A 20,471-nucleotide genomic window follows, 5' to 3' on the forward strand; every position below is an offset into this window, starting at 1 on the left:
TCCTTCTCTTGATGGTATTAGTTGTATATTATAACAAGACATATATATTATAACTATTAATGCTTATTAAGCATGATGTCATTAATTCATTATAAGAAGCTACATTTAATCTCCCTCTTTTTTAAGAGAAGAAGTTCCATACAAGTCCAAAGCGAACTATAAAGTCACGATATGGATAATTAGGCGCAGAGAAAAAATCATATCCTGTGAAAGAAGAATTAAGATGTTCTAATTTAAAATAGATTCGTGTTCGACGTACTTTTGCATTAATAAATACATCAAAACGTGGAAAGTTCCCAATTTTTTGTTGATTTTGACTGTAAAACTCCCCTAATAATGGACTATATCCGTTTGCAAAATATTCAGTAAAGTAGTTAAATGTGATTCCTGTTTGAATGAATAACGCTTTTTTAAACCATTTATCTGTATAATATAGTGTATTTCTGGTTACCAATTCAGGCACATTAAATATATCTCCAGATTGCCCCACTTTTTGATACATGATGGTATTATTAAGCGCAAACTTCCCATAGCGAAATTCTTTTCCAACTTTCACTTTTAAGTAAGTAATTGCATCTTCTGTTTGTTGTGGACGTATTTGCGAGTCAACATCCAATCCAGAAAAATAGGTATAATTGTCTAATGACGTAAAGCTTACTTCCGCATTTCCCCATTTTTTTGAGCTTAGTTGAAAGTTTAGACTTTGTGAACGTTCATTTTTAAAGTTATTTCGCCAATTGTAATCTATATAGTCACTTTGATTTACCAAGAAATTAAAGTTAGGTGCTTTTGAATTGATTACAATTGAAGCTTCTGCTTTCATATCGTCATTTAATTGATATCGAGCACGACCTTTAAAATAGTTTCCTCCTAATTCGCCTGAAATATTTGCCAACAAATCAGCTCTAAGTTGTATTCCTGCAATCGTATGTTGCCATTCACCTCCTATAGCAAGCACATCTCCTTCTAGCCTATATGGTATGGCACTTCCATTAGATAAATACAATATTTTATCAAAGAAATAATCATATTTGGTATGATTTGCCTTAAATTTTACATCTCCAAAAGTATTAGTCTTATAGCTAAGATTTGCCTCATTAAAGAACTTTCGTAATTGTGATCGATCTCTTACGTTGGTAGAAACAAAACTTTCTCCAAAAAAATCATTTGCTCTAGTTTGATTGTATATATAGTATTTTGTTTCATAATTAAAAGTATGTCCTATTCGTAAGTTATTATCTCTGATAGAATCTTTCTTTCTTACAATTTTATAGTCATGCTCCAAATAATAGCGTTTTCCAACCAAGATATTTTCTGCATCTTGAAACTGAACTGGCAATCTAGACCGATCTGTAAATTCTTCTACTCCATTTTGAAAATCTTCAACGCCTTCAGTAGTAATTCCTCCATTTTCATTATTTAACACATCTTGAGAGTAAAAGTGCGCACGAAGTGCATATCGATCATTTTTTGTTCGGTAATTAGCTGTTAATCTAAAATTTCCCGTACTACTTAAAATGTTTTGATATTTCCCTAGCGAGCGCATCCCTTTGTAAGCAATTGAAAAGTTCATTCGTTTGGAAGTATTCATTGTAATAAATGCATCAAGAAGCTGCCCTTGTTCCATAGCTGTTTTAAAAAACAGTTCAGTTGTTGGTGTTGGCACATTGAAATACTTTACATCTTCAACTTCATCATAGTTAAAATGTTTAGCTCGCATACCTATGCTTGGAAATGCCGTAGGTATGTTAAAAGAATATGCCAAACTATTATAAGTTTGTCCTAAATTAGAGAAAGGTAACAGTTCAAAATCGTCTTTGCGCAAATAATTATACTTATAATCTTTTTGGATTGTTAACGTGGTATCAAACACCATCGTATCGCGCTCATGCGTAATGATTTTGTACAAATTGATATCGTATTCTTTTCGTTTTCCCGTTCGGTCTTTTTCAGAAGAATTGTTTGCATTCAAAGGTTGCTCCCCTTGCTGGTTGATTCTTGATTTTTTTTCTCCGATAGATTTAAATTTTTCCTGTGCATGTAGCGCAGGAATCATCATACAGGAACATATAAGGAAAAAGATGTACTTCACTTTTTTATTTTTTGGAGCGTATTCTTTCGCATTTACTTAAGCATTTTACGCATATATCGCAACAAAAGTATGCTTTTTGAACGAAATAAAAAGCTAAGAATTGTTATTGAAATCATAAATTGCCAGTTTTACGCCTAAGTGTTTTTTATTTTGAGTTTTGATTTCAGCATCATAACAAATAGATTTGTTACTTTATACCTTATATGTTAGCACTACAATTATTAGATGTATTAGAAGCAGGAACTGATGAAGCTGGGCGCGGATGCTTGGCGGGCCCTGTTACAGCTGCGGCTGTTATTTTACCTAAAGACTTTTCAAATTCACTTCTTAACGATTCGAAACAATTAAGCGAAAGAAAACGTGAAATCTTACGCCCAATAATTGAATTAGAAGCTACAACTTTTGGTGTGGCACATATTTTTCCGAAAGAAATTGATTCCATTAATATATTGAATGCCTCCATTTTAGGTATGCACAAAGCAATCGAGCAATTATCTATTACGCCTGAACATATTATTGTTGACGGCAATAAATTTAAACCGTTTCGCAGCATTCCACACCAAACAATAATCAAAGGTGATGGAAAGTTTCTCAATATTGCAGCTGCTTCAGTATTGGCAAAAACATATCGAGATGCCTACATGGAAAAGATTCACGAAGAATTCCCTATGTATAATTGGAAGAAAAATAAAGGTTATCCAACCGTAGAACATAGAGAAGCAATCAAAAAATATGGAACGACTAAGTACCACCGTATGTCATTTCGACTATTGCCAGAGCAATATACGTTGGATTTTTAATATTAATCATTGAAAAAATATTATGTGGGAAGAACGACTTCAACTTTTTGATGCGATTGTAGAAAAATGTCCGCAGTTTGAACGCCAAGGCAAAAGCATGATTTATGTTTCAGCCAACGGACACATGTTTGGTTTGCTAAACAAAGCTGGCGAAATTGGTTTTCGCTATTCAAAAGACATACAAGAAAAATACATCAAAGAGTTTACTACTGATTATTATAAATCGTACGGAGCTATTATGAAAGGCTATGTGTTAATTCCTGAAAATATGTTGGATGATTTGGACCGATTGGCAGAATTGCTCAACGAAAGTTATGACTATGTGATGTCGCTTCCGCCAAAATAATGCTTCGTTGTTAATAACAACTGGAATTCTATTCCCTGTATACTAATTTCTCTTTTACTAAGTTTTATATTTTTGTAGTCAGATTACTAAAGGGCAACAACATCGAGCGATGTTATAAATAGATTTTACATGAAAAGAATCTTAATTCTTCTTTTTATTTCACTTATAATCGGTTGTACAACCGAAACTCCAAAAGAATATTCTTTACTTAAATTTGCACCTCAAAATGCAGCTATTGTATTACAAATTAACGATTTAGAAAGCTTTCGAAGTGAATTAAAAAACAACCAACTTTTACAGTCATTTAAACAGCCACAGTTTAAGCAAGATTTTAATGGATTTGTTTCCTATTTGCAATACTTGCAACCAAAATCCAAATCGCTATTAACATTTAGCGAGGTAGGAAAAGATAAATTTGAATATACTTTTGTCACAAAAAATCACGAATCGCTTGTTACTTTAGATTCTCTCAAAGCCACTTCAAATCATATCTCATACGAAGGAACATCCATTCTACATACTACAATCAATAATCGTTCAAGTTATACATTTATTGCCGACAGTATTTTTGTAAACTCTTCATCTCAGTTATTGATTGAAAATTGTATTCGCTCGTACCAAAAAGTAACCATTCCTCAATCACTCAAAAAAATTTACGCGAGTTTAGACGAAAATAAATCTGCTAATTTGCTTACTTCCCCAAAAGAATTAGCCCCATTTTTTAAACACCTTTTTCCCAATACTACAAGCAATCTGATTGCACCATTTGGCGAACACGCCGCTTTGGATATCTCAATACTTCCTGATGAAATTTCATTTACAGGAATTATTACCGCCAATGATTCGCTTTCTCATGTTATAAGTTCACTGAAAAACACAAGTCCAAGAGAACACAACGTTGCTAAAGTAATTCCTCCTTTATTTGAATCTTTTTCTACAATCACTTTTGATTCTTATCAAAGTTTTCAACCTAGAAAATCAAATTCTTTGCTAGATGCTTTAGAAGAAGTTAGCTCATTTTCCTTTAATGGAAATAATTTTACAGCTTTACGATTTATTTCGCCTAGCAACGAAGCTATTACACAATTACAAAGCAATAATGTTCATAGTGAGACTAGGTACTTTCCTATTTTTGAAAACACAGACACCCCTCTTTTTATAGATGCTTTTACACCTTTCATCAAAGAGTTTCACAATCAGTTTTTTATGATTATGGATGAGTTTATCATTTTTACAAATGCTGAAGGCATAAAAGACCTTTCTACACTAGCCATTCTCTATAAAAATGAACAAACATTAGCTTTTCAAGAAAATTACCAAGCAACCATTGCAAATTTAAGCGACGAGTCTTCCTATTTAGTTTTCACAAATACACAGACGTTCAAAAAAACATTCGCAGAAAGTGCTCAAAAAGCCTATCAGAAAGAAATACTTAGCATTAACCTTGATGATTATCCGTTTGCAGCACTTCAATTTATTAATGAGCGAGGAAGCAACTATGCACATATACATGGTTTATTGAAACGAAATACGGTAAAGCCTACTGAAAATTCTGCTGCCCAATTTTTAAACATTGTATTGGATGCACCCGTAGCTTCAAATCCGCAATTTGTGAAAAATCATATTACCAAACACAGAGAAATTGTTGTGCAAGATGAAGCAAACATTTTGTATTTGATATCTACGAAAGGAAAAGTATTATGGAAAAAGCAATTGGACGGGCGAATTTTAGGAGAAATTACTCAAGTAGATTTGTATAGAAATGGCAGATTACAACTCGCTTTTACCACACCTCAATCTTTTTATATTTTAGATAGAAATGGAAACGAAGTTAAACCGTATCCTACAAAAGCTGATGTTGCTTATACACAACCTGTATCTATTTTTGATTATGACTCTTCCAAAAATTACCGTTTTGTTTTTACAGAAGGCAACAAAGTTATTATGCGTGATAAAGCTGGGAAACAGGTAACAGGTTTCAAATTTGCAGGTGCAAACACAAATTTTATCAATCCGCCACAACATTTTAGAGTACAAACTAAAGATTATATTGTTTTACAAGAAAGCAACGGGACATTACACATCTTGTCACGTACCGGAAAGCCAAGAATTACTCCTAAAGAAAATATTCAGTTTTCTAACAATACAGTATATATTCACAACAATTTATTTACCACTTCTAATAAAGATGGACATTTAATCCAAATAGATAGTAAAGGGCAAATTGAAAAGACCAAACTACCTGTTCAGACCAATCATGATATAACTATGACTGCCAAGACATTGGTAAGCTTTTCTGAAAACAAATTGCGTATCAAAGATAAAACTGTCGAATTAGACTACGGCTTATACAGCAAACCACAAATTTTCTTAATCCGAAATAAAATATACGTAACAATTACCGATAAAGATGCCCAAAAAGTATATTTGTTTGATAGTAACGCTGAGTTGCTTCCTGGATTTCCTGTATATGGCAGTAGTGTAATTGATCTTGAAAATTTTGACAAGGATAGCAATTTAGAACTCGTTACTCAAGGAGAAAAAAACACAGTTTTAGTGTATAAATTGAATTAGTTTTAGAAACAAACCTTATGACAATTCTTCATTTCCGATTGAACTAATATCGTTTTTCAGTTCACGTTCTTTTCGCAACCTACGTATTCGTTTAATTAGTACAGAAACTTCTATAAAACCTAATATCCCAGGCACTAAAAATATCAAGATAGATACAAAATCTTTGAATGAAAACCCATAGTCCAATTCTAAAAGACGAATCATTGTAAAAAGTAATGATCCTGCAGCAAACAACAAAAACGCATAAAAACTATATGCTCCTACAAAATAGAATTTCGGAAGTTTTTTATCAAGATTCCAACGAGATTCTCCTCTGTAGTATCGAAAACTTTTTATATGATATAGCACACTACATACCGAAGACAAAATCCCTATTCCTAAGTAAATAAAAGCCTCATAATATATCTGTAACTGAAAATCATTTCGTCTGCTCAATTCAAACCAAAACAAATAGCAAGCCAACCCAAAAACAACCACGGAAAACAAAATAAGAAGAATTTTGAGAATACGCATAAAGATTGGTTTTAGATGGTTAATATCGGTAAAATTATTTAGAATGCGGAGTTCCTTGTATTTCTTCAATACTTTTTTGTTGGGCTTTTCTACGTTTATAAATGGACACAAACTGGTTCAATTGGTAAACTTCCCATAAGGTTGTAAGTCCAAAAACACATAGTGATATTGACAACAATTTAAGAATCGTCCCAATCATTATTGTATTTGAAAGAGGTATTAAAAACAGTAATCCTATTCCTAACAATAAGTTGATTAAACCAAAAGCGATATGCAATGCCCAATATTTTTTTGAAATTTCTTCGATTGTCTTACCAAAAATAAATAATGGATAATAGGAAAGAGTTTTGAGATGAAAATATATACTAAAAGCACTTGCACAACCTAAAAAAAAGAATGTCGATACAGACTTCCCAAAATTCTTTTCCTCCAAGAAAATAATCAAACTCATTAAGAATAGTAAAATAGTAATTAGAATCGTAAAGATCAACAACCCTATTTTTACAGCTCTCATTTAGAAAATTTGTTTTAATTCTGCTTCAAATAATTCTTGAAAATGACGCAATAGTTTTTCTTTAACTTCCTCTTCATTCACTTGTGCTTTTCCTAACTCAACATGTAAAGAAGTGACAGCTTTTCCTCGAATTCCACAAGGAATAATATTGTCAAAATACCCTAAATCAGCATTCACGTTCAACGCAAATCCATGCATGGTTACCCATCTACTTGCCCGCACTCCCATAGCACAAATTTTACGAGCAAATGGTGTTCCTACATCTAGCCAAACTCCTGTTTCTCCTTCACTTCGCTCTGCTTTCAAACCATATTCTGCCAAAGTCAGGATAATCATTTCTTCTAAGAGTCGTAAATATTTATGAATATCTGTAAAAAAATTTTCAAGATCCAAAATAGGATACCCTACAATTTGTCCAGGTCCGTGATATGTAATATCTCCTCCGCGGTTTATTTTGTAAAAAGTAGCTTCTTTAGCCGCAAGCTGCGTTTCATCTAATAACAAGTTAGAGATATCACCACTTTTCCCTAATGTATATACATGTGGATGTTCCACAAAAAGAAAATGGTTTTGCGTTATCAAACCTGCATTTTCACGTCGGTTTTTAATCTTTGTATCTAAAATTTCCTTAAAAAGTTCTTCTTGAAAGTCCCAAGTTTCTTTATAATCTTTAAGTCCTAAATCTCGTACTTGTATTGTTTTGTTCAAAGCCTATCAATTTACAAATACAAAAGTACGACATTATCAAAAAAAGCCTTCTGTTTTTGGCGAAAGTATTTCCTTCTGACAATAAACCCCGTGTTTTTCCTCAATCATTTTTAGGGAAATCGCTGTTTTGTAAAAACGGCACTTTAGAGTTCTTTGCCATGAAACAAAAAATAATATATCATGAAGAAAAAAAATTTAAAATCATTGTCGCTTAAAAAAAGTAATGTTGCCAACATTACAGGCGGTTTACAAGACGGCGAAGCAAATCAGGCTCAAAACGCAGTAACACTTGGATGTCCTTTAACCACAATTACATTGACAATTCACTCAATTAGTCCTTTAGTTTGTGAAACACAATGTTGTAGATCAAAATGCGAATCTTGGTGTATTTCATGCTAAGAAAAATAAAAAGCGGCTGTCAATGAACGACAGCCGCTTTTACTTATAACAATTTAAAAGTGAGTTGGCATACTATTTTTCCAATTCAACCTCTACATTTAGTATTTCTGGGTTTTTAATATATTCCATAAAATTAATTTCTGCTGTAAAGCTTTTTCCATCTTCACTAATCACTGCATTTTCCAATGAAACAGATTTGATTTTTTTAGGAAAATGATATTTCAATGTATAATTGGAAGAAGCAAACATCATTTTTGCTTGTCCTAAATTTTGATACAATGAATCAACTTTTTCTTTATCTAAAACTTTTACTGTACGTGTAAATTTATTCCCCTTATATGAATATTGTGTTTTTGTAGAACCGTCAGAACCTAAAGATGCAAGGGGATTTCCTGCTCCACCTGCTTGAGAGCGCTGACTTTTATCCATTTTCCCAGCAGTATTCATTGCCTTGAACATGTCTTGCAATTCGTTTGCATTGTTAAAATCTGCAAACATGTTAAACTTCATCTTTTTATCTTTAGAATTCATCAACATATGCATGTTAAAAGACTCTAATGCTTTAATTTTATTTTGCTCCTCAGCAGATAGTTTAGAAATACTGTCTCGTTCCGCATCAAATATTTCCTTAAACGAAACAATAGAGTCAATAGCAACATCTTCTTCATCAGAAGCCATTTCATCACCCATCATACTCATTAATTCAGATCCATCCATATCAAAAGAAACTTTTCCGCTTCCATCTTCATTGATATAAATATTTTCTGTAAAATGACAGCTCGTAAGTAGCATAGTACACACAGCTAATAGTCCTAAATAAATTTTTTTCATTTGTTTTTAATTAAAGTTAAAGTGTTATTTATCGGTTTGGATTATTTACAATTACCAGCGCAGCAATTGTTCCAGGAACCCAGCCACACAGCCACAAAATAAAGACAATTACTATAGATCCGCAACCTTTATCCAATACAGATAATGGTGGGAAAATAATTGCCAGTAATACTCTCCATATACTCATACTTTTATTTTTATTGATTGATGATGTATATAGGACACAAAAGTCGTAAAAATGTTACAGATTATTCAGGTTGGCACTGAAATTAACACATCAAATATTTCCAAATCAATACATTGGTATACTAATGAAATGTAACTATCTTTGCAAACTTAAATTTACACATCAAAAAATTATGCAATTATCAGAACAAGAAATCGTTCGTAGAGAAAAGCTAGCGAAGCTACGCGAACTCGGAATCAACCCGTATCCAGCAAATTTGTATCCTGTAAACCACACTTCGAAACAGGTAAAGAAATCATTTGCTGAAGGAAAACAGGTGATTATTGCTGGAAGATTGATGTCACGACGTATTCAAGGTTCTGCTTCTTTTGCAGAATTGCAAGATGCTGAAGGAAGAATTCAAGTATACTTTAATAGAGATGAAATTTGTTCAGGAGACGACAAATCTCATTATAATGAAGTGTATAAAAAATTACTAGATATTGGTGATTTTATAGGAATTGAAGGAGAATTATTTACCACAAAAGTGGGAGAAAAAACAGTGATGGTAAAAAACTTTACCTTATTAAGTAAAGCTTTAAAGCCTTTACCTCAACCACGTACGGATAGTGATGGAAAAGTACATGACGCATTTACCGATCCTGAACAACGTTATCGTCAACGATATGCCGATCTTGTTGTAAATCCTCAAGTTAAAGAAGTTTTTGTAAAGCGCACAAAGTTGTTCAATGCTATGCGTACTTTTTTTAATGACGCTGGCTATTTTGAAGTTGAAACTCCAATTTTACAACCTATTCCTGGTGGTGCAGCCGCACGTCCATTTGTAACACATCACAATTCATTAAACATTCCATTGTACATGCGAATTGCGAATGAATTGTACTTAAAACGTTTAATCGTTGGTGGATTTGATGGTGTTTACGAGTTTTCGAAAAACTTTAGAAATGAAGGAATGGACCGCACACACAATCCAGAGTTTACCGCAATGGAAATCTATGTTGCTTACAAAGATTACAACTGGATGATGGAGTTCACTGAAAAGTTATTAGAGTATTGTGCAATTGCCGTTAACGGAACTACAAAAACCACATTTGGCAAACATACAATCGATTTTAAAGCTCCTTACAAACGTGTAACCATGACACAATCGATTATTGACTTTACTGGATTTGACATTACAGGTAAAACTGAAGAAGAAATCCGTGAAGCAGCTCAAAATATGGGCGTTGAAGTTGATGACACGATGGGAAAAGGGAAATTAATCGATGAAATTTTTGGAGAAAAATGTGAAGGAAATTATATAGAACCAACGTTCATTACTGACTACCCAAAGGAAATGAGTCCACTATGTAAAGAACATCGTGACAATCCGGAATTGACAGAACGTTTTGAATTGATGGTTTGCGGAAAAGAAATTGCCAACGCATATTCAGAGTTGAACGACCCAATTGATCAACGAGAACGATTTGAAGCTCAGTTGAAACTCTCTGAAAAAGGAGACGACGAAGCAATGTTTATTGACAATGACTTTATTCGTGCGTTAGAATATGGAATGCCACCAACTTCTGGTTTAGGAATTGGAATGGATCGACTAGTTATGTATTTGACCAACAATTCATCTATTCAAGAAGTTTTGTTCTTCCCACAAATGAAGCCAGAACGCAAACAAGTTCCATTAACCGACGAAGCAAAAGCTATATTAGAGCTATTGAAAAAAGCAGAATCTTTACCATTAGCTGATCTTAAAATACAAGCTGGCTTATCGAATAAAAAATGGGACAAGTCCATCAAAGAATTAACAAAAAACAATTTAGCAAAAGTTGAAAAGAATGATGACGGACTATTTGTTAAACTAGCATAACTTTTAAAGAATACGTTTGAGCTTTCCTCAACGTACTTTTTAAAAAATCAAAAAAGGAACTGCAAAATTGCAGTTCTTTTTTTAATTTACCAACTCCAATGTTGTTTCATACAAATTAGCCTTATTCATTTTTGCTTTCAACCACGCATAAAAACTCATCACAAATATATCTTCTTCTACACGTGCTTTCCACTGAAAAGAATTTTCTACAGTAGTTTTAAACTCTACCGAAGTGACTTTTTCTGGTGTGTGATAGTAGTTTTTTACAAATTTTAAAAAAGTGATTACGCGTGTTTCCTCCACTCTTTTCAAAAATGGATAATAGGACCTTTGAAAGCTTGCAAAACGAGAATCTACATAGGAAATATTCCCCAATTCAATGTGTAATAATATTTCTATGAGATTTTTTTTTATTACCCATTCAATTCCCACTTTCTCTTCGTACCATTTGTCTGTATGGTAAAATTCAGAAAATAGCTGTTGCGCTTTTTTAAAAAGACCTTGCTGAAAGTAACAAACAATTAGACTTATATATACGTCCAACATTTCTTCAATATCATATTTTTTTAAACTTTTGACACGTTCCAATATCGAAATAGCTTTGACTGCATTTCCCAAATAATTATGATTTAATGCATATAAAAATTGATATTTAAGCTCTGAGTCTTTGTAAAACCGTTGTTTTTGTCGCATCATTTGCTCTTTCATTATATCTAAGTAATACAAGCTTTCTCGGAATCTTTTTTTGCGAAAAAAGATGTTCGCTATTAGATAGAGCACTTTAATATGATATATTAAATGCTTGTCTGTTTGCTTTAATCGATTTGATATGTCCTTATAATTATCAACCACAAATGAGGTCACGTTAAAATAATCTCTCTTAACGGCTGCTACGGAATTTATGATTTGCACCAACTGATATAATGATTTGTATGTCAGCCCAATTTCCTTAGAAATATCAAAGCGAGTGTAGGTTTCCTGGAGTAGCTCATTGAGCGATATTACAACTCCTTGATGTTCGACTTTTTGCAGTTGTTCTTTAATAACCGCATACGCCATATTAAGTTTTTCTTCTTGCAAAAAATCTTGTTGATTGGTAGAAAATTTAGCAATCAGCACTTCCAAATCAGGTGCAAACTCTGTAGTATGTGCGTATTGAATTTGTGTATGATAGATTTCATTAAGCAATGAAAAATGCAACGAATCTTTTGCTTTTCTTTCAGCTTTCTGCAATACTTTATATGCTGTTTTATATTGTTTTTGAAGCAATAAATTACGTGCCACAAGTATGTATTTGGTAATTTCTAATTCTGTAGAAACTTCATGTGTTAAACTTTGTGTAGCCATAAAGTCTAACAACGAATTCCATAATCGTTTTCGCAAACCATGATAAGCAGACTTATTCGTAGTTCCATAAAGTTTTTGAGGAATTTCTTTTGAAGGATATTTAGCCAATAACAATTTTACTAATTGAATATTTTTAGTATCCTGACGCTTATTTTTAAGCGATAAATATTTTATAAACTCTTGTTGTTCTTCTTTGGCAAACTGTAAAATAATGGAAGAAATAGCAATCATTATATCATCCTTTTTTTATTATTTAAAAAACTAATATACAATTATTTATGATGAAATATAAACATACTATATAATCCTTTTTCAATAAAATTTAAATTTACAAATAACTATAGCTTTTGCACATTTGTTCCATCAACAACAAAAACAAATCAATCATCATTTAAAAAATTAAAATTATGGAACAACAAACATTTGTAAATTCAGAAGAAACAAAAGAAAAATTTCCTAAAAATGTAATCGAAAAGAATCCTTTCAAACCAACACCGGCTTTTGTTTCTGCATCTTGGGCAGCTTTATTTATAGGAATGGTATCGTATTGCGTTGGTTTATGGAATGCTAATATGGAGTTAAACGAAAAAGGCTACTATTTTACCATTTTACTATTTGGTTTATTCTCTGTAATCTCTGTTCAAAAAGCTGTTCGTGATAAAATGGAAAAAATTCCCGTTACTGAGATTTATTATGGTATTAGTTGGTTTACCACGATTGCTTCTATTGTATTATTAGTGGTTGGATTGTGGAATGCAGAGCTGGCATTAAGCGAAAAAGGATTTTACGGAATGGCATTTACCTTAAGTTTATTTGCTTCAGTATCTGTACAGAAAAATACAAGAGATTTACAAGCATTCAAGAATCAAAACGATTAAATGTTGGTTGATTCACAAACCTCGCAATAACATCATGATACGTTGCGAGGTTTATTTCTCAATATACATAAAATAATATTTGTAAAATGAACGATCATCTAAAGTCTTATATCATCATGAGTAGTGGTTTTTTAACGCTACTGATGAGCTTCTGTATTCCTGTTGGAAATGGCGGTATAAGTATTATACTTGTAATTACAACTCCTCTATGTATCCTTTTAGGAATCATTTTTGGAGTATTTTACCAGATTTTTACTAGAAAAATAAGCAACAAGTCTCTTAAAAATAGTATCTTTTTAGGACTCTTAATAGTACTGCTTTTTTTAACATTAGTAGGATATCCATATCGATAATCACAAACACTCAAAATTTAAAATTATGAGTTCTAAAATTACAAACGACCTGCCAGAATTAGTAGAGAATGGCATTATTTCTACTGAAATTGCGCAACGAATTGAAGCATATTATCAGCAACATAACGAACCTGATTCCAACAAATTATTCACTATTTTCGGAATTTTAGGCGGCACATTAATAGGATTGGGAATCATCCTTATTACGGCACATAATTGGGATCATTTTTCGAGAATAACCAAATTATTTTTTGCCTTCCTTCCCATGTTAATTGGGCAATTTGTATTAGGGTTTAGTATCATAAAAAACAAAAGCGCAGCTTGGAAAGAAGCAGCTACTGTATTCTTATTCTTTTCTGTTGGTGCTTGTATTGCTTTGATAAGTCAAATTTACAACATTCCAGGAAGCTTGGCTGGTTTCTTGCTCTTATGGACTTTACTTTGCGTTCCACTATTGTTCGTTACCAAATCTAAGGCAGCTATAATTTTACATTTGTTTTTTTGCACCTATTATGCTTTAGAAACTGGATATCGTGTGTTTGGCTCAAACGAAACTATTCCTCAGTTTTACTTTTTATTGCTGCTTTTTCCATTATGGAGATATATTCAAATAATTCGGTCACAACAACCAAGTGCAGTCATTCATATACTACATTGGTTATTTCCACTGAGTATTACTATTTCGTTACCAGTATGTATTGAGCAAAGTGAAGGTGTTGGTTTTTTACAATACTTACTCTTATTTGGAATTTTATATAACATTGGACAACTTCCGTATTTTACTAACAAATCTTCCATTAAAAATGGATACCAGGCTTTTGGAACTATTGGAACCACTATTGTGTTACTAATTACCAGTTTCCGTTTTATGTGGAAACACGAATTTGATGATGTAATTTTTAATTCCTTAGAATTTTTCACAGCAGTAGTATTGTTCATGATTGCAAGCGGATTATTATACATAAATAGCAAGCGATTTACTTCTCAGAATTTCAATCTATTCTATTTTGTTTTTCTTTTCTTCGGAATTATCTTTTTCATAGGAATAATCAATGATATTGTGGCAACTATTCTAATCAACGTGTTGCTCTTTGCCTTAGGTGTTACTACCATTCAAATTGGCGCAAAAAAATTAGACTTTGGCTTGCTCAACTTCGGAATGCTAATTATTACAGCAATGATTATCTGTCGCTTCTTTGACACCAATATCGCTTTTGAATTAAGAGGACTCATGTTCGTTTTGGTTGGAATTGGTTTTTTTACCACCAATTATTTTATGTTAAAAAAGCAAAAACGCAGTGAACTCAAAAAATAATACTCATGAAAAAAACATATATCTATCTACTATTTAGCATTATGGTAATTGCGCAAATTGCAGTTGCTGGGCAAATTGTATACAAATACGAACGCACAATTGCTTCTAATAACATGTACAAGTTTAAAACTGCTCCAATTGACCCAAATGACCCTTTTCGCGGCAAGTACATTGCATTGCGATATGAAATCAATTCATTTGCAACAACCGATGACGATTGGGAATATGATCAAAAAGCGTATGTGTATATTTCTAAAGACGAAGATGGATTTGCCGTTTTAGAAACTGTTTCTAAAACCTTGCTCCCAAATACCGATTTTGATTATATAGAAGTTGATAATTTGAATTATTACAGTGGCAAAGTACACTTTGAACTGCCTTTTAATCGCTATTACATGGAAGAATCTAAAGCGTATGATGCAGAAACTTTAGCCAGAGAAGCCCAGCGTGGGGATGCGCCTGCAACAGTTTACGCAGTGGTACATATTGAAAATAATTTACATGTCTTAATCGATATTGTGGTAAATGGTGTTTCTATTAAAGAAGCCGTTGCAAAATAAATCAAGTTGGCAAACTCCCTTCAGAAATATATTTATAATCTTCCAATTCTGTGAGTTTTTTGATACGTGTAGAGCTTCCATTTTTGATTAAATAAAGAGCATCTGAAACTTCTGTAATTTCACGATAAAGATGATCTGTAATAACTATGGCTTTATGCTTTTTCTCTTTTTGCATAAGCTGTTTGATGGCTTCAACTTGTAAAGGTGATATATGTGAAAAAGGTTCGTCTAATAAAATGATTCTTGAAGGTGTTTTTAGCGTCATAAAAACTTCAACAATACGTCGCTGTCCTCCAGAAAGTGTTCCAAACTTTTGATGCATCTCAAAATGATTTGCTTCAAAAAAAGACAGGAAATCACTTTCTGAAACTTGGTATAATTGCAAAGCTTTACGAATGGATAAAAAATTAGGAACGAAATGATGTTGTGGTAAATACTTCACTATACCCGTTTCATACAACTTTTTCAAAACAACTTCCCCATCTACTTTTATCAATTTATACTTAGACCGAAGTGATCCAAAAATAATCTTTAACAAAGTACTTTTGCCACAACCATTACTACCTAATATTCCTGTAATTTGCCCTTCTTCTGCTTTTAAGTACACCCCATACAACAATTGCACACCATGGTAGTACTTCTCTATATTATCTACTTCTAACATATTAATAGTAAAAAAATTGAAGCAGAAAAATATCTACTGTAATGAACAGAAGTAGCAATAATATAATTGTCCGATTACGTATTCCTAAATTGTATAAAAAATACAACGAACTCTGATTATTTACTTTTTTTGAGAGAAAAAATATAAAAGGAAGAAAAATTTTAGCAGAAATGAGTAACGGTTCAGCATGTACTGAAAACCACTTGCAAAGAATATACATAAAAGTCAAAAAAACAGAAAGCATCAGCAATTCCTTTGCGTAAAAAAAGACATATAGAATATTTTTCATTTTTGTTTTGGTTGTTTTTCAAAGAAAAGAATTTCAGTAACGTCAAATCGTTAAGTCCTACCTAAATTCTGTTAAACAATTGCCAAAAATAACTTACACGTTAAACCTTTTGCTTACTAAAAAGTCATAGAAGCAAAATTTAAAACGATAGAAATTATGAAAAACATCCTGTATGCCCTTGCCATCGTATTTACTTTGAATGTAGCTGCTCAAGAAGGCAATGAACGCCATGAACAACACGAAAGAAGAGAAATGAAGAAAGAGTTTTTGCAAAAACTCACACCAGAACAAATTGCAACGTTAAAAACTAAAAAATTAACACTTGCGTTGGATTTATCTGAAGCGCAGCAGCAACGTATATTAGCACTAACTACAGCCGAAGCAAAACAGCGCAAAGCAAAAATGGAAGCGTTACAAGTTAAAAAAGAAAAAGGGGAAAAACCAACAGAAGCAGAACGCTACCAACATATGAATGAACGTTTGGACGCGCAAATCGCTTTGAAGAAAGAAATGAAAAATATCCTCTCTAAAGAACAATATGAAAAATGGGAGAAGATGCAAATGCATAAAAAGAAAGGGAAGAAAAAAATGAAAAGAAAGCACAAAGCGCACAAAGAGTAAAACAAAAAAAGGGAAGCTAAAAAGCTTCTCTTTTTTTGCTATTTCTGTACAATTTTAGTATTATTGATGCATTATTCAGCTAACAACTACTAACAATTATGAAAAAATACATTACACTATTCACGTTCGTGTGTGTTTTATTTTTAGGAATGAATTCCGCAACAGCACAAGAGACGCCTGAAGTAAAGGCCAAAGCGAAAACGCTTGAATTAGTTAAAATGCTTGAATTGTCTGAAGCACAAGTAAAACAAGTATTCGCTATTTATTTAAAATATGAAAACGACCGATTAGAGCAAGGTGCTTCAATGGCAGATGTTCGTAAACAAATCAATCAAGTACTTCTTCCTGCGCAGCAACGAGAATTTAAAGCTAGCTACCACCAAGAGTTAGTAAGAGAAAAAAAAATGAAAAAAGGAAAGACAGTTGTTGACGAACAATAACTGTTTACTTGATACAAAATAAAAAACTCGGCTATTTGCCGAGTTTTTTATTTTGTATCATTAGGAAAAGCTATTTTTTTAAAATTATAATTCAGCAGCCACCTCTTTTACTGCTTGAATAGTTACATCCAAATCTTCATAGGTTAGGGCATCTGATAAAAACCACGTTTCAAAAGCAGATGGCGCAATATATATACCTCTCTCTAAAAGACCATGGAAAAATTTCTTGAACCGATCATTGTTCCCCTTAGCAGCAGAAGCAAAATCTACTACAGGTGCTTCACAAAAATGAACTGAAATCATAGAACCTATTCGGTTAATATAATGATTTACACCTGCTTCAGTAAGCACTTTTTTCATTCCTTCATGTAAATACGCAGTTTTTGCTTGCAAACTAGAAAAAACGGCTCCTTCGTTCAATTCTTTTAGCATTGCCAATCCAGCTGCCATTGCCAACGGATTTCCACTTAAAGTTCCTGCTTGATACACTGGTCCTAATGGAGCTAAATGACTCATAATTTCTTTTCGAGCTGCAAATGCACCCACAGGTAAACCACCTCCTATCACTTTTCCGAAACAAACAATATCTGCATGAATTCCTAACAGTTCTTGTGCTCCTCCTTTTGCCAAGCGAAAACCTGTCATTACCTCATCAAAAATTAATAAAATTTCATGGGCATCGCAAAGGGAACGAAGTCCTTCCAAGAAACCTTTTTTTGGCGGAATGCATCCCATGTTTCCAGCTACTGGTTCAATGATAATACAGGCAATTTCTCCCTGATTTTGAGCAATAATTTCTTTAACATTCTCCAAATCATTAAACCGTGCCAACAAAGTATCTTTTGCAGTTCCTTGAGTAACACCTGGACTATTTGGGCTTCCAAATGTTACAGCACCACTTCCTGCCTGAATTAAAAATGCATCACTATGACCGTGGTAGCAACCTGCAAACTTGATTATTTTGTCTTTCCCGGTATACCCACGTGCCAAACGAACTGCACTCATACAAGCTTCAGTTCCACTGTTTACAAAACGTATCATATCTATATTTGGCACCATAGAAACAGCTAGTTCTGCTATTTTAGTTTCAATTTCTGTAGGCATTCCAAAAGAGGTTCCTTTTTGAGCCTTTTCAATAACCGCATCAATTACAGGAGTATGTGCATGTCCTAAAATCATTGGCCCCCATGAATTGATATATTCAATATATCGTTTCCCATCTTCATCTGTGATATATGCTCCTTTGGCTTCCTTCACAAAAATAGGAGTCCCACCAACTGCTTTAAAGGCACGAACAGGAGAATTGACACCTCCAGGAATTACTTTCTGTGCTTCAGCAAATAACGCGCTGCTACGTTTATATTCCATGTTATATGTTATGTTTTTTTAATTAAAAATCTTTTGGAAGAGGTTTTACAAACAGTACTTGACCTTCAAAAATATCATTACTTTCAAGTCCGTTTAAAGATTTCAACTTTTCTACACTAATTTTATGTTTTCTAGCAATGCTATACAATGTATCTCCTTTGGTTACTGTATATCGATCATTATGTGTAGTTACCTTTTGGGCATCTTCTGGTTTTTTACCTAATACTTCTGCGTCGTATTTGTATAATTCATATCGCTCAATTAAAGAAATCAACTTTGCTGGATATTTTCGGTCGGTGGCATAACCTGCTTTTCTCAATCCTTTTGCCCATGCTTTATAATCATCTTTAGGTAATTTAAAAAGGAAAGCATACCGAGATCTGCCAGTTAAAAACAAGGAATGATCTGTAAAAGAGTATGCTGGATTTGCATATTTTCGAAAACATTCTTGATCTTCATCGTCATCGTGATATACTCGTTGTCCTTTCCAACCTTTGTGACATTTTATACCAAAGTGATTATTAGAGCGAAGAGTTAATGGGCCTTTTCCTGAGCCTGATTCTAAAATTCCCTGAGCCAATGTAATACTTGCAGGAATTCCATGACGTTCCATTTCTTTCTTAGCAACTTCACTGTAAGTCTCAATATATAATTCTGTTGCTGTTTTTCCAGCTGAAGGATTCGGCACAGTTACTTTTACTTCTGGCGAAGTGGTTTCCACTTCCTCAGTTTCCGTTACAGGAGGTTTGGTCTTTACAATTCGTGTTGTTTTTTTTGTAGGCTTTTTTGTTTTAGCCACGCGATTTTGCGTACCACAACTTGATAGTATGAGTAATCCTAAAAGGGTGTAGATGAGTTGTTTTTTCATGAATTATATAATCGTTTCTCGTCCTTTTTTGCGTAATTTCTGATTCATTCCGGCAATTCCTTGCAATCCTCCTGAATGAATTGCTAAAATACGGTTTTGTTTGGCAAAATATCCATTTTTGATCAAATCTACGATTCCATATAGCATTTTTCCCGTATATATAGGATCTAAAGGAATCGCTGTTTGCTCTTTGAAATCATTTATAAAGCGAATCAATTCGTTCGAAACTTTTCCATAGCCGCCAAAATGATAGTTATGGATTAATTGCCAATTTTCTTTTGGTGTGTATTTTTGAATCTCTGCTGATAAAAAATTGCCTTTTAATGCCGGAAAGCCTAAAACACGTTGATGTGGAAAAGCACCATTACTGATTCCTGCTATAGTTCCTCCTGTTCCAACAGCACAGCAAATTACTTCAAAATCACTCGTGGCTGTCGTAATAATTTCTGAGCAACCTTTTACTGCTAGTGTATTTGTTCCTCCTTCTGGAATGATATATAAACGCCCAAATCTTTGTTTTAATTGTGTACGAAATGTTTCCGACGTTTTTTCTCGGTAAGCTTCTCGTGATACAAACTCTAAGTGCATGCCTTGATTTACGGCAAATTGCAAGGTTGGATTACTCCCAACTTTATCAAGCAATTCTTCTCCTCTTATAACACCAATTGTTTGAAAACCGTATAACTTTCCTGCGGCAGCAACTGCTGCAATATGATTGGAATAAGCTCCACCAAACGTAAGTAAGGTATCGTATTGTTGCGCCTGAGCTTCCTTTAGATTATATTTTAGTTTTCTAAACTTATTTCCAGAAACAAATGGATGAATTAAATCTTCTCGCTTTATAAATAAGCGTTTATCGGCAGCAAAGTTCAAGCTTACTTCTTGGATTGGTATGTTTGTCGTTTGAAAATCCATTCAAGCCTCAAAAATACAGCAAAAATTA

22 protein-coding genes are annotated in these 20,471 nt (G+C 33.1%); 11 read left to right on the forward strand and 11 right to left on the reverse strand.

All coding sequences use genetic code 11. From position 1 onward, the window contains the following. Nucleotides 1-121: 121 nt before the first annotated feature. Nucleotides 122-2,092 (reverse strand): putative porin, encoded by a 1,971-nt coding sequence (locus tag AA088_RS16880; protein ID WP_241483431.1) that lies wholly within the window; start codon nt 2,090-2,092, stop codon nt 122-124. Nucleotides 2,093-2,295: 203 nt separating this feature from the next. Between AA088_RS16880 and AA088_RS16885 the strand changes: the two genes are divergently transcribed. The 3 genes from AA088_RS16885 (at nt 2,296) to AA088_RS16895 (ending at nt 5,812) form a co-directional block, all read left to right on the forward strand. After that, a complete protein-coding gene (locus tag AA088_RS16885; RefSeq protein ID WP_046746225.1) occupies nt 2,296-2,892 on the forward strand; it encodes a ribonuclease HII in 597 nt (198 codons plus the stop codon). A gap of 22 nt (nt 2,893-2,914) precedes the next feature. Further along, the gene (locus tag AA088_RS16890) at nt 2,915-3,238 is read left to right on the forward strand and encodes a hypothetical protein (RefSeq protein ID WP_046746226.1); all 324 of its coding nucleotides are present in this window, start codon (nt 2,915-2,917) and stop codon (nt 3,236-3,238) included. 129 nt (nt 3,239-3,367) lie between these two features. Then, entirely contained in the window at nt 3,368-5,812 is a 2,445-nt protein-coding gene (locus tag AA088_RS16895; protein WP_046746227.1) for a hypothetical protein, read from the forward strand. 15 nt (nt 5,813-5,827) lie between these two features. Here AA088_RS16895 and AA088_RS16900 read toward each other — a convergent pair whose 3' ends face one another. Genes AA088_RS16900 through lipB form a run of 3 tightly spaced genes read right to left on the reverse strand, consistent with a single transcriptional unit; the run spans nt 5,828 to nt 7,547 of the window. Next, entirely contained in the window at nt 5,828-6,325 is a 498-nt protein-coding gene (locus AA088_RS16900; protein WP_046746228.1) for a hypothetical protein, read from the reverse strand. Nucleotides 6,326-6,359: 34 nt separating this feature from the next. Continuing rightward, nucleotides 6,360-6,839, reverse strand: a complete 480-nt coding sequence (locus tag AA088_RS16905) for a hypothetical protein (RefSeq protein ID WP_046746229.1) — start codon at nt 6,837-6,839, stop codon at nt 6,360-6,362. After that, complete coding sequence (gene lipB / locus AA088_RS16910) at nt 6,840-7,547, reverse strand: lipoyl(octanoyl) transferase LipB (RefSeq protein WP_046746230.1); 708 nt, start codon at nt 7,545-7,547, stop codon at nt 6,840-6,842. A gap of 180 nt (nt 7,548-7,727) precedes the next feature. On the opposite strand from lipB, the gene AA088_RS16915 reads away from it, so the two are divergent. Continuing rightward, complete coding sequence (locus AA088_RS16915; protein WP_046746231.1) at nt 7,728-7,946, forward strand: hypothetical protein; 219 nt, start codon at nt 7,728-7,730, stop codon at nt 7,944-7,946. A gap of 72 nt (nt 7,947-8,018) precedes the next feature. Here AA088_RS16915 and AA088_RS16920 read toward each other — a convergent pair whose 3' ends face one another. Then, entirely contained in the window at nt 8,019-8,777 is a 759-nt protein-coding gene (locus AA088_RS16920) for a hypothetical protein (RefSeq protein WP_046746232.1), read from the reverse strand. A gap of 28 nt (nt 8,778-8,805) precedes the next feature. After that, the gene (locus AA088_RS18090; RefSeq protein ID WP_082106826.1) at nt 8,806-8,964 is read right to left on the reverse strand and encodes a YqaE/Pmp3 family membrane protein; all 159 of its coding nucleotides are present in this window, start codon (nt 8,962-8,964) and stop codon (nt 8,806-8,808) included. 172 nt (nt 8,965-9,136) lie between these two features. Between AA088_RS18090 and lysS the strand changes: the two genes are divergently transcribed. Further along, nucleotides 9,137-10,825, forward strand: a complete 1,689-nt coding sequence (gene lysS, locus AA088_RS16925; RefSeq protein WP_046746233.1) for a lysine--tRNA ligase — start codon at nt 9,137-9,139, stop codon at nt 10,823-10,825. 81 nt (nt 10,826-10,906) lie between these two features. On the opposite strand, the gene AA088_RS16930 is transcribed toward lysS, so the two are convergent. Next, nucleotides 10,907-12,403, reverse strand: a complete 1,497-nt coding sequence (locus AA088_RS16930) for a hypothetical protein (RefSeq protein ID WP_046746234.1) — start codon at nt 12,401-12,403, stop codon at nt 10,907-10,909. A gap of 176 nt (nt 12,404-12,579) precedes the next feature. Here AA088_RS16930 and yiaA point away from each other — a divergent pair, with 176 nt between their 5' ends. From yiaA to AA088_RS16950, 4 genes are all read left to right on the forward strand, one after another. After that, nucleotides 12,580-13,050, forward strand: a complete 471-nt coding sequence (gene yiaA / locus AA088_RS16935; RefSeq protein ID WP_046746235.1) for an inner membrane protein YiaA — start codon at nt 12,580-12,582, stop codon at nt 13,048-13,050. A gap of 86 nt (nt 13,051-13,136) precedes the next feature. Further along, nucleotides 13,137-13,403 carry a hypothetical protein gene (locus AA088_RS16940; protein WP_157547329.1) on the forward strand — a complete coding sequence of 89 codons (267 nt, stop codon included), beginning with the start codon at nt 13,137-13,139 and terminating at the stop codon, nt 13,401-13,403. A gap of 25 nt (nt 13,404-13,428) precedes the next feature. Next, nucleotides 13,429-14,718 (forward strand): DUF2157 domain-containing protein, encoded by a 1,290-nt coding sequence (locus AA088_RS16945; RefSeq protein WP_046746237.1) that lies wholly within the window; start codon nt 13,429-13,431, stop codon nt 14,716-14,718. A gap of 5 nt (nt 14,719-14,723) precedes the next feature. Further along, on the forward strand, nt 14,724-15,278 hold the full coding sequence (locus AA088_RS16950; RefSeq protein WP_082106828.1) for a GDYXXLXY domain-containing protein: 555 nt from the start codon (nt 14,724-14,726) through the stop codon (nt 15,276-15,278). 1 nt (nt 15,279) lies between these two features. On the opposite strand, the gene AA088_RS16955 is transcribed toward AA088_RS16950, so the two are convergent. Continuing rightward, on the reverse strand, nt 15,280-15,942 hold the full coding sequence (locus AA088_RS16955) for an ATP-binding cassette domain-containing protein (RefSeq protein ID WP_046746239.1): 663 nt from the start codon (nt 15,940-15,942) through the stop codon (nt 15,280-15,282). Nucleotides 15,943-16,387: 445 nt separating this feature from the next. Here AA088_RS16955 and AA088_RS16965 point away from each other — a divergent pair, with 445 nt between their 5' ends. Together AA088_RS16965 and AA088_RS16970 are read left to right on the forward strand one after the other, a co-directional pair. Beyond that, entirely contained in the window at nt 16,388-16,852 is a 465-nt protein-coding gene (locus tag AA088_RS16965; RefSeq protein ID WP_046746241.1) for a hypothetical protein, read from the forward strand. A gap of 98 nt (nt 16,853-16,950) precedes the next feature. Next, complete coding sequence (locus AA088_RS16970) at nt 16,951-17,292, forward strand: hypothetical protein (protein WP_157547331.1); 342 nt, start codon at nt 16,951-16,953, stop codon at nt 17,290-17,292. An 84-nt stretch (nt 17,293-17,376) separates the two neighbouring features. On the opposite strand, the gene hemL is transcribed toward AA088_RS16970, so the two are convergent. From hemL to AA088_RS16985, 3 genes are read right to left on the reverse strand one after another with little or no spacing between them, the layout of a single operon-like run. Next, nucleotides 17,377-18,660 (reverse strand): glutamate-1-semialdehyde 2,1-aminomutase, encoded by a 1,284-nt coding sequence (gene hemL, locus AA088_RS16975; RefSeq protein WP_046746243.1) that lies wholly within the window; start codon nt 18,658-18,660, stop codon nt 17,377-17,379. 22 nt (nt 18,661-18,682) lie between these two features. Continuing rightward, nucleotides 18,683-19,528 carry a glucosaminidase domain-containing protein gene (locus tag AA088_RS16980; RefSeq protein WP_046746244.1) on the reverse strand — a complete coding sequence of 282 codons (846 nt, stop codon included), beginning with the start codon at nt 19,526-19,528 and terminating at the stop codon, nt 18,683-18,685. A gap of 3 nt (nt 19,529-19,531) precedes the next feature. Further along, nucleotides 19,532-20,443 (reverse strand): 1-aminocyclopropane-1-carboxylate deaminase/D-cysteine desulfhydrase, encoded by a 912-nt coding sequence (locus AA088_RS16985; protein ID WP_046746245.1) that lies wholly within the window; start codon nt 20,441-20,443, stop codon nt 19,532-19,534. Between the last annotated feature and the right edge of the window lie 28 nt (nt 20,444-20,471).

This window comes from Kordia zhangzhouensis (assembly GCF_001005305.1).
In the GTDB taxonomy this organism is placed as follows: domain Bacteria; phylum Bacteroidota; class Bacteroidia; order Flavobacteriales; family Flavobacteriaceae; genus Kordia; species Kordia zhangzhouensis.

Bases quoted from the DNA above. Each gene is read 5' to 3' on its own strand.
- AA088_RS16985 (WP_046746245.1), bottom strand. From the start codon at position 20,443: ATGGATTTTCAAACGACAAACATACCAATCCAAGAAGTAAGCTTGAAC.
- hemL (WP_046746243.1), bottom strand. From the start codon at position 18,660: ATGGAATATAAACGTAGCAGCGCGTTATTTGCTGAAGCACAGAAAGTA.
- AA088_RS16890 (WP_046746226.1), top strand. From the start codon at position 2,915: ATGTGGGAAGAACGACTTCAACTTTTTGATGCGATTGTAGAAAAATGT.
- AA088_RS16970 (WP_157547331.1), top strand. From the start codon at position 16,951: ATGAAAAAATACATTACACTATTCACGTTCGTGTGTGTTTTATTTTTA.
- AA088_RS16980 (WP_046746244.1), bottom strand. From the start codon at position 19,528: ATGAAAAAACAACTCATCTACACCCTTTTAGGATTACTCATACTATCA.
- AA088_RS16945 (WP_046746237.1), top strand. From the start codon at position 13,429: ATGAGTTCTAAAATTACAAACGACCTGCCAGAATTAGTAGAGAATGGC.
- AA088_RS18090 (WP_082106826.1), bottom strand. From the start codon at position 8,964: ATGAGTATATGGAGAGTATTACTGGCAATTATTTTCCCACCATTATCT.
- AA088_RS16930 (WP_046746234.1), bottom strand. From the start codon at position 12,403: ATGATTGCTATTTCTTCCATTATTTTACAGTTTGCCAAAGAAGAACAA.
- AA088_RS16895 (WP_046746227.1), top strand. From the start codon at position 3,368: ATGAAAAGAATCTTAATTCTTCTTTTTATTTCACTTATAATCGGTTGT.
- lysS (WP_046746233.1), top strand. From the start codon at position 9,137: ATGCAATTATCAGAACAAGAAATCGTTCGTAGAGAAAAGCTAGCGAAG.
- AA088_RS16965 (WP_046746241.1), top strand. From the start codon at position 16,388: ATGAAAAACATCCTGTATGCCCTTGCCATCGTATTTACTTTGAATGTA.
- AA088_RS16950 (WP_082106828.1), top strand. From the start codon at position 14,724: ATGAAAAAAACATATATCTATCTACTATTTAGCATTATGGTAATTGCG.
- AA088_RS16920 (WP_046746232.1), bottom strand. From the start codon at position 8,777: ATGAAAAAAATTTATTTAGGACTATTAGCTGTGTGTACTATGCTACTT.
- AA088_RS16955 (WP_046746239.1), bottom strand. From the start codon at position 15,942: ATGTTAGAAGTAGATAATATAGAGAAGTACTACCATGGTGTGCAATTG.
- AA088_RS16905 (WP_046746229.1), bottom strand. From the start codon at position 6,839: ATGAGAGCTGTAAAAATAGGGTTGTTGATCTTTACGATTCTAATTACT.
- AA088_RS16900 (WP_046746228.1), bottom strand. From the start codon at position 6,325: ATGCGTATTCTCAAAATTCTTCTTATTTTGTTTTCCGTGGTTGTTTTT.
- AA088_RS16915 (WP_046746231.1), top strand. From the start codon at position 7,728: ATGAAGAAAAAAAATTTAAAATCATTGTCGCTTAAAAAAAGTAATGTT.
- AA088_RS16885 (WP_046746225.1), top strand. From the start codon at position 2,296: ATGTTAGCACTACAATTATTAGATGTATTAGAAGCAGGAACTGATGAA.
- yiaA (WP_046746235.1), top strand. From the start codon at position 12,580: ATGGAACAACAAACATTTGTAAATTCAGAAGAAACAAAAGAAAAATTT.
- AA088_RS16940 (WP_157547329.1), top strand. From the start codon at position 13,137: ATGAACGATCATCTAAAGTCTTATATCATCATGAGTAGTGGTTTTTTA.